Origin of the sequence: Roseomonas rosulenta (assembly GCF_016106005.1) — a bacterium.
In the GTDB taxonomy this organism is placed as follows: domain Bacteria; phylum Pseudomonadota; class Alphaproteobacteria; order Acetobacterales; family Acetobacteraceae; genus Neoroseomonas; species Neoroseomonas rosulenta.
On the sequence record NZ_JACADR010000225.1, the window covers coordinates 1 to 7567 of the forward strand.

Below are 7567 nucleotides of genomic sequence, written 5' to 3' on the forward strand. Positions count from 1 at the left end.
CGCCGCGCCGTCCTCGTTCGCGGCGCGCGCCACGGCGGCGGCGGCCTCGCGCCCGGCCAGGCCCTCGGCGGCGACGGCGCGCCCCGTCTCGCGCACGGTGGAGGGCGAGACCACGGCCTGGTCCGACAGGCGCTGCCACAGCCGCCGGTCGTGCAGCGTAGGCGAGCAGATGTCGGGCAGCGCCGGCCAGGGCACGATGTAGTTGCCGCGCCCGCCGGAGGGGTTGGTGATCACCACCTCGAGCCCGGCGCGCGTCTCGTTGGGGCGGATGCGCGCGCCCAGCAGGAAGGGCGTGGTGAAGGGCACGGTCACGCCGCGGTCGAGGAACGTCGCCGGCTGGTAGGCCGCGGTGCCGAAGCGCTCGAGGATGTCGGTGCGGATGTCGCTCATGCCGCGCCATGATCGCGCAGCCGGGTAAAGGAGGGATTGCGGCGCGGCGCGCGCCCTACCGCCAGACCCCCGCCCGCACCGACGCCGCCACCAGCACCCCATAGGCCGCGAGCCCGAAGCCGATCGCCGCGAAGGCGCCCGGCAGGCCAGTCTCGGTGAACTCCGCCAGCACCCACCCGCCGCCCACCGCCACGACCAGCCGCGAGACCGACGCCGCGAAGGGCCCGCGCATCCGCCCCGCCCCCTGGCAGGCGAAATACAGTGCCATGCCGAGCCCGAAGGGCCCGAAGGACGGCCCGACCCAGCGCAGATAGATCACGATCGCCTCCTGCACCGCCGGGTCGGTCGCGAAGACCCGCGCCAGCGGATGCGGGAAGATCGCCGCCAGCACGCCGATGCCCCCCGCGAGCCCGCCGGCGATGCCCGCCCCGCGCCAGGCGGTGGCGCGGGCCGAGGCCCAGTCCCCCGCCCCCACCCGCCGCCCCACCAGCGAGGTCAGCGCCACGCCGATCCCGAAGCCCAGCGGGATGATCAGGAATTCGAGCCGCACGCCCACGCCATAGGCGGCGATGGCCGCGGTGCCGTGGCGTGCCACAAGCGCCGTCATCAGCACCACGGTCAGGTTGGCGATGGTCGCCATCACGGTCGCCACCACGCCGACCGCCAGGATCCGCTCGAACAGGTCGCGCCGCAGCGGCGCGCGCAGGTCGGGCCGGAACCCCGCGCCGCCGCGCAGGATCACGAAGGCCATGCTGCCCGCCGCCGCCGCGAAGGCCACCAGGTAGGCGATCGCCGCCCCGGCCAAACCCCAGCCGAGGCCCAGCATCAGCAGGCCGGAGAGCGGCGCCTCCAGCACCCAGCAGGCGGTCATGATGGTGGCGGGCAGGCGCATCCGGCCCGCCCCGCGCAGCACCGAGCCCAGGATGTTCGACAGCCAGACCAGCACCGCGCCGGCGAACAGCACCGAGGTATAGGTCAGCGCATGGTCGAGCGCCGCGCCGCCGGCCCCCACCGCGCGGAACAGCGCCGGCCCGAGGCCGAGCGCGAGGCCCGTGGTCAGCGCCCCCATCCCCAGCGCGATCACCACCGCGTGCTTGACCAGCGCCGCCGCCTCCTCCCGCCGCCCGGCGCCGATGGCGCGCGCCACCGCCGAGGCGACGCCCCCGCCCATGGCCCCCCCCGAGGTCATCTGCATGAGCATCAGCAACGGCAGCACCAGCGCGTAGCCGGCCAGCGCCTCGGTGCCGAGCCGGCCGATCAGCGCCGCCTCCGTGGTCTGCGCGATGGCCTGCACGAAGGTGACGAGGATGGTCGGCGCCGAGAGCCGCGCGATCTCGATCACCGGCGCCGGCGCATCGGCCGGCGGCGTGCCGGGCGCGCGCATCACGCCGCAGCCCCGCCCGCGGACGCTCCACGGATGCCGGAACCGGCCCGCTCCGGGAGCCGCGGCGCCACCATCCCCGATGCGGAGCCGCGCCGCCGGCAGACCCCGGAACGCGCGACAGGGCGCGGCCCCGGGAGGTCTCTCGGCCCGGGCGGCCTCACGCGACGCGGTGCAGCAGCGCCTCGCCGGCGGCGAGACGGCGGACATTCTCGGCGGCGATGGCGAAGGACCGCTCGAAGGTGCCGGTGGTCAGCCAGGCGATGTGCGGCGTCAGCACGACATTGGGCAGGGCGAGGATCGGGTCGTCCGGGGCCATCGGTTCCTGCGCGAAGACGTCGAGCCCCGCCGCGCCGATCTGGCCGGAGCGGAGTGCAGCCACCAGCGCCGCCTGGTCCACCAGCCCGCCGCGCGCGGTGTTCACCAGCACCGCGCCACGCTTCATGCGCGCGATGGCGCCGGCATCGATCAGCCCGCGCGTCTCGGGCGTCTCGGGGATGTGCAGGGAGACCACGTCGCTCTCGGCGAGCAGCCCCGCGAGCGTGCGGTAGCTGCCCTCGGCCTCGGGCTTCGGCGTGCGCGCGGTATAGAGCAGCCGGCAGCCGAGCGCGGCCAGTACGGGGGCGAGCAGCGAGGGGATGGCGCCGTAGCCGACCAGCCCGACCGTGCGCCCGCCGAGTTCGAACAGGCTGTCCTGCAGCTCGGGCGGCTGCGACCAGCCCTGCCCGGCGCGGGTGGCGGCGTCGAACTGCGCGACGCGGCGCAGCGCGCCCAGCATCAGCAGTAGGGTGAGTTCCGCGACCGCGCGGGCATTGGTGCCAGGCAGGTTGCACACGGCGATGCCGCGCGCGCGGGCGGCCTCGAGGTCGATGGTGTTCACGCCCACGCCGATCTTCTGGATCAGCCGCAGCCGGGGCGCGGCGGCGATGTCGGCGGCACTCAGCGGGCGCAGCACGTGCCAGATCGCCTCGGCTCCGGGCAGGGCGGCGGCGAAGGCGGCGTCGTCGGTGTCCGGCACCACGCTGAGGTCGATGCCAGGCAGCGTTCCCAGGCGCGCGGCCAGCCCCGGCCCGGCGCGGTAATGCAGCAGCACCTTCACGCGGCTGCGCCTTGACCGCGGGGGTGGGGTGGGATTATAGGAATATTATCAAGGAACGCGATGGGCGCCCGGGCGGCGCTGCGGACGCCGGGGCATGTCGCGCAGCGCGGTCCGGCAATCGACGCATCCGCCGGATAAAGCACTAAAATCCTAAAGCCGCGCCTCACCGCCGCGACCGCCCCAGCACCGCCCCGCCGGCGAAGCGCGCGCGCGGGCCGAGCGCTTCCTCGATGCGCAAAGCCTCGTTCCACTTGGCCATGCGTTCCGACCGCGCGAAGGAGCCGACCTTGAGCTGCCCGACACCCCAGCCGAGGGCGAGGTGGACGATGGTGACGTCCTCCGTCTCGCCCGAGCGTGCCGAGACGATGCCGGCGTAGCCGACCTCGCGCGCCGCGTCCCAGGCCGCCTTGGTCTCGCTCAGCGTGCCGCGCTGGTTTGGCTTGATCAGCACGGTGTTGGCCGCGCCCGCTCGCGCCGCCGTGCGCACCCGCGCCGCGTCGCTCACCAGGAAGTCGTCGCCCACCACCTGGATGCGATGGCCGACCTCCCGCGTGAAGGCGGCGAAGCCGGCGGCGTCATCCTCCGCCAGCGGGTCCTCGATGGACGCGATGGGGTAGGCCGTGATCCAGCCGAGCAGCATGCGGATCATGCCATCGGTATCGAGCTCGCGCCCCTCGAGACCGAGCCGGTAGCGCCCGCCCTTGCCGAAGTCGGTCGCCGCGATGTCGAGCGCGATGGCCGCCTGCTCCCCGGGCTTGAATCCGGCGCGCTCGATCGCCTGCACCAGCGTCTCCAGCGCCTGCTCGTTGGCGGTGAAGGCGGGCCACCAGCCGCCCTCGTCCGCCACGCCCTGCAGCAGGCCGCGCTGCTTCATGATGGACCCGGCGGCGCGATAGACCTCCGCCGTCCAGTCGAGCGCCTGGGCGAAGGAGGTCGCGGCGGGGCAGATCACCAGGAAGTCCTGGATGTCGACGCGCCGCCCGGCATGGGCGCCACCGCCCAGGATCTGGATCTGCGGCAGCGGCAGCAGGGGGGCGTCGTCCCCGCCCAGGTACTTCCACAGCGGCGTACCGTGCGCTTGCGCGGCCGCGTGCGCCGCCGCCATCGAGACCGCCAGCGTCGCATTCGCGCCCAGCCGCGACTTGTTGGGCGTGCCGTCCAGCGCGATCAGCGCGGCATCGAGCGCACCCTGGTCGGCGGCATCCATGCCGGTGACGCGCGGCGCGATCTCCTCGTTCACCGAGGCCACGGCACCGGTCACGTCGTAACCGCCGAAGGCGCTGCCCCCATCGCGACGGTCGAGCGCCTCGCCGCTGCCCGTGCTGGCGCCGGCCGGAGCGATAGCGAGGCCGCGCGCGCCGCCCGCGAGGCGGATCTCGGCCTCCACCGTCGGGCGGCCGCGGCTGTCCCAGACGCGGCGGCCGCGCACGGAGGCGATGGTCGTGGAACTCATGCTTGGATCTCGTCCCCCCAGGCGGCCCGCACGGTCCTGAGGCGGTCCGGCGGTGCCAGCAGCAGGGCGCGCGCCACCCGGCGCACGCGGTCCTTGTCTGCCTCGTCCGTCAGGTACTCGACCGGGCTCTTGCCGTCCACGCGGGCCAGGAACAGCCCGGGCAGCAGGCTGGCGGCGCGGGCCTCGAGCACCGCCGGCGCCTCCCATTGAACGCCGGCCAGGTAGGCGGTCGCCATCGCCTCGAAGCAGCGCAGGAAGTCGCCGGCGGCCCGCGGCGTCCAGAGGCACTTCAGCAGCAGGTGATTGAGGCAGAAGGCGAGATCGAAGGCCGGGTCCCCCCACCAGGCGCATTCCGCGTCGATGAACACCGGCCCGCGCGGGCCGACCAGGATGTTCTTGGGGCTGACATCGCCGTGCACAAGGGTGAGCTTCATCGCCGCCGTGCGCGCCACCAGCGCGCTCAGCGCCGGGGCGAGGTCCGGATGCGCGCGCGCGCTCGCCACCAGATAGGGTTCGAGGCGGATGGCGTGGAACAGCTGGTCGGTCGGGAAATCGGCCGAGAGCGCGGGCTGTCGCGCCGCATGGGCATGGATGCGCGCGATGCGCCGCCCGACCTCGGCGGCGAAGCCGGCATCGGCATGCCCGTCCCGCAGCCGCGTCTTCCATACCGGGTGCTCGCACGGTGCCAGCCATTCCATGGCGAGCGTGCCGGTCGCCTCGTTCTGGCCGAGCAGCTTCGGCACGGAACACGGTGCAGCCTTGGCCGCGCGCGCAAGCCAGCGCGCCTCGTAGCGGTTGCGGATGACCGGCGCGCGCCAGTCCGCCGCCACCTTCAGCTTGGCCAGCGCGCGCTTGACGCAGACCTCGCGCCCTTCGGGCAGCACAACGCGCCAGATGTCGGAGGAAACCCCGCCGCTGAGGGGTTCGCCGCGCGCCGTCGCGTCGGGGGCAAGCAGCCCCATGGCGCGCAACCCCTCGGTCAGCGCCGGCGGCGGTTCCGCCAAGGGCTCGGGCATCAGGACCTCCCGCTCGCCGCCGTGCCGTTGGCGGCCTTCAGGGCCGTGACATGCCACAGCACTGGCGCGCTCCCCAGGCCCCGGGCGCCTTCGCGGCTCCGCGGCCGGCATCCTGCGCCCTGCGCCGCCGCGGGGTGCTGTGCTGGCGTGTGCGGACCTTCTGACGACGGAACGGTGCCACGGTCTCCTCCGAGCTTGCGGGTCCGGAGCACCGTGACGGGTCCGAGATGAGCATGCCCCGCCGGTGCGCCAAAGCCAAACGCCATTCGCTGCGTCCCAGGCATCATGCGCCTGTGCGCGACACATGCTAAGGAGCACGCGAAGACACTGCGGGGCGCCGACGGATCGAGCATGGCCAAGGACGAGTGGGACATTCCGGAACACCTCCAGCCGGACCCGACCGAGTGGTCCTTCGATATCGAGGACGCGCTCGGCAAGGTTGTCGGCTTGCGGACGCAGGTGCCGGCGGATGCCTTCACCGCCCGCGTGCTCGGCACCGAACGCGAGGGCTCCGGCGTCGTGATCCGCGACGGGCTGGTGCTGACCGTTGGCTACCTGGTGACCGAGGCCGAGGGCATCTGGATCACCAATGCCGATGGGCGCGCCGTGCAGGGCCACACGCTCGCGGTCGACCAGGAGACCGGATTCGGCCTGGTGCAGGCCCTGGGCAAGCTGGGCGTCACGCCGATCGAGCTGGGCGACAGCGAGGCGCTGCGCATCGGCGCGCCGGTGATGCTCGCCGCCGCCGGCGGGCGGAGCCATGCGGTCTCGGCCAAGCTGGTCGCGCGGCAGCCCTTCGCCGGCTACTGGGAATACCTGATCGACGACGCGCTGTTCACCGCGCCGGCGCATCCCTCCTGGGGCGGGGCAGGGCTGCTCGGGCCGGATGGCAAGCTGATGGGCATCGGCTCGCTGATCCTGCAGCAGGGCGAGGAAGGGCGGCGGCTCGACCTCAACATGGTGATCCCGGTGCATCGGCTGAGCCCGGTGCTGAACGACCTCGTGACCTATGGGCGGGTCAACCGGCCGGCGCGGCCCTGGCTCGGCCTCTATGCGACCGAGGACGAGGAAGGGGTGGCGATTGCCTCCCTCGCGCCGGGCGGGCCGGCGGAGAATTCCGGCGTGCGCAGCGGCGACCGCGTGCTGGCGGTGGACGGCGCGGTGGTGACCGACCTCGCGGAGCTGTGGCGCGCGGTCTGGGCCTGCGGCGAGGCGGGTGCCACGGTGAAGCTGAAGCTCGGCCGCGCGCGCGGGTCGCGCGACGTGGCGGTGGTCTCGGCGGACCGCATGTCGTTCCTCAAGCATCCGCGGATGCATTGATGGCGGGCATGGTCGTCGTGCCATGACGGCGCGCATGATCATCGTCCCGCCCGGGCAGGGCGAGCGGCATTGGCAGCCGCAGCCGGCCAATGGCTGGATCGAGATCCTGACATCCCCGCGCTTCGCCGGTGCGCCGCCGGGCTTCTCGGCCGGGCTGCAGGAACTGCCCCCGCTCGGCAAGATCCGCGAGCACGCGCATCCGGCGCAGACCGAGATCTTCTGGATCATCGAGGGGCAGTGCCTCGCACGGCTCGATGGCGTCGTGCGGCGGATCGTGGCGGGCACCTTCATGGTCGCCCCGCCCCATGTGCGCCATGGCTTCATCAACGATGGCGGCGGGCCTTACCGCATGCTCTGGATGCTGGTGCCGGCGGGGCTCGAGGATTTCTTCGTGGGCATCGGCAAGCCGCGCATCCCGGGCATGCCCGACCCCACGCCCTATCCGCGCCCGGCCGAGACCGGCGCGATCGAATTGTCCACCGTGTTCGAGACGCTGGACCCGCCGCCCGAACCACCCTGGGACACCGCGCCGATCACCGACCCGGCGGAGCTGGAGGCGATCCGCCGCGCGGCGGTCTGACGCCCGGCGGCGCGGCGCGGTTGCCGTCCGGGATCCGGCGCTTATCTCTGAGAGGCCAAGGAGGCTGCAATGACCCTGCGTCGAATCCCCCTCGCCGTCCGCTTCATGGTGCTGCACGGGCTGGTCGGCTTCGGCCTCGCGGCGATCTTCGTAGGCGCCGTGCTCTGGGCCGATCCTGGCGGCGTCGGTCGGCTCATCCTGCGCGAAGGCGGGCTGCCGGTGATCGCGCTGCTGTGGTTCTTCACCGGCCTGACCTTCGGCTCGGTGCAGATCGGCGCGGCGGTGATGCTGCAGGACGGGCGCGACGACGCGCCGCGCGGCGGGCGCC

The 7567-nt window shown here is 73.7% G+C and carries 8 protein-coding genes; 3 read left to right on the forward strand and 5 right to left on the reverse strand.

What is annotated here, in order from left to right; translation table 11 throughout:
- The 5 genes from HW578_RS20210 to HW578_RS20230 form a co-directional block, all read right to left on the reverse strand.
- Positions 1-390 (reverse strand): hypothetical protein (locus tag HW578_RS20210; protein ID WP_456308290.1); only part of this gene is annotated, 390 nt, incomplete at its 3' end.
- Between the two features lie 55 nt (positions 391-445).
- Entirely contained in the window at positions 446-1774 is a 1329-nt protein-coding gene (locus tag HW578_RS20215) for an MATE family efflux transporter (RefSeq protein ID WP_198372519.1), read from the reverse strand.
- A 157-nt stretch (positions 1775-1931) separates the two neighbouring features.
- Positions 1932-2870 (reverse strand): 2-hydroxyacid dehydrogenase, encoded by a 939-nt coding sequence (locus HW578_RS20220; protein WP_198372520.1) that lies wholly within the window; start codon positions 2868-2870, stop codon positions 1932-1934.
- 163 nt (positions 2871-3033) lie between these two features.
- Positions 3034-4323 carry a phosphopyruvate hydratase gene (gene eno / locus HW578_RS20225; RefSeq protein ID WP_198372521.1) on the reverse strand — a complete coding sequence of 430 codons (1290 nt, stop codon included), beginning with the start codon at positions 4321-4323 and terminating at the stop codon, positions 3034-3036.
- On the reverse strand, positions 4320-5339 hold the full coding sequence (locus tag HW578_RS20230) for a phosphotransferase family protein (protein WP_198372522.1): 1020 nt from the start codon (positions 5337-5339) through the stop codon (positions 4320-4322). Before HW578_RS20230 ends, eno begins: the two co-directional genes overlap by 4 nt.
- Before the next feature lie 351 nt (positions 5340-5690).
- Between HW578_RS20230 and HW578_RS20235 the strand changes: the two genes are divergently transcribed.
- The 3 genes from HW578_RS20235 to HW578_RS20245 all read left to right on the forward strand — a co-directional run.
- Positions 5691-6659: a S1C family serine protease gene (locus tag HW578_RS20235; RefSeq protein ID WP_198372523.1), complete on the forward strand. Its 969-nt coding sequence runs from the start codon at positions 5691-5693 to the stop codon at positions 6657-6659.
- Between the two features lie 34 nt (positions 6660-6693).
- Positions 6694-7239, forward strand: coding sequence for a cupin domain-containing protein (locus tag HW578_RS20240; RefSeq protein WP_198372524.1), 546 nt, complete (start codon positions 6694-6696; stop codon positions 7237-7239).
- A gap of 69 nt (positions 7240-7308) precedes the next feature.
- Positions 7309-7567 (forward strand): hypothetical protein (locus HW578_RS20245; RefSeq protein WP_198372525.1); only part of this gene is annotated, 259 nt, incomplete at its 3' end.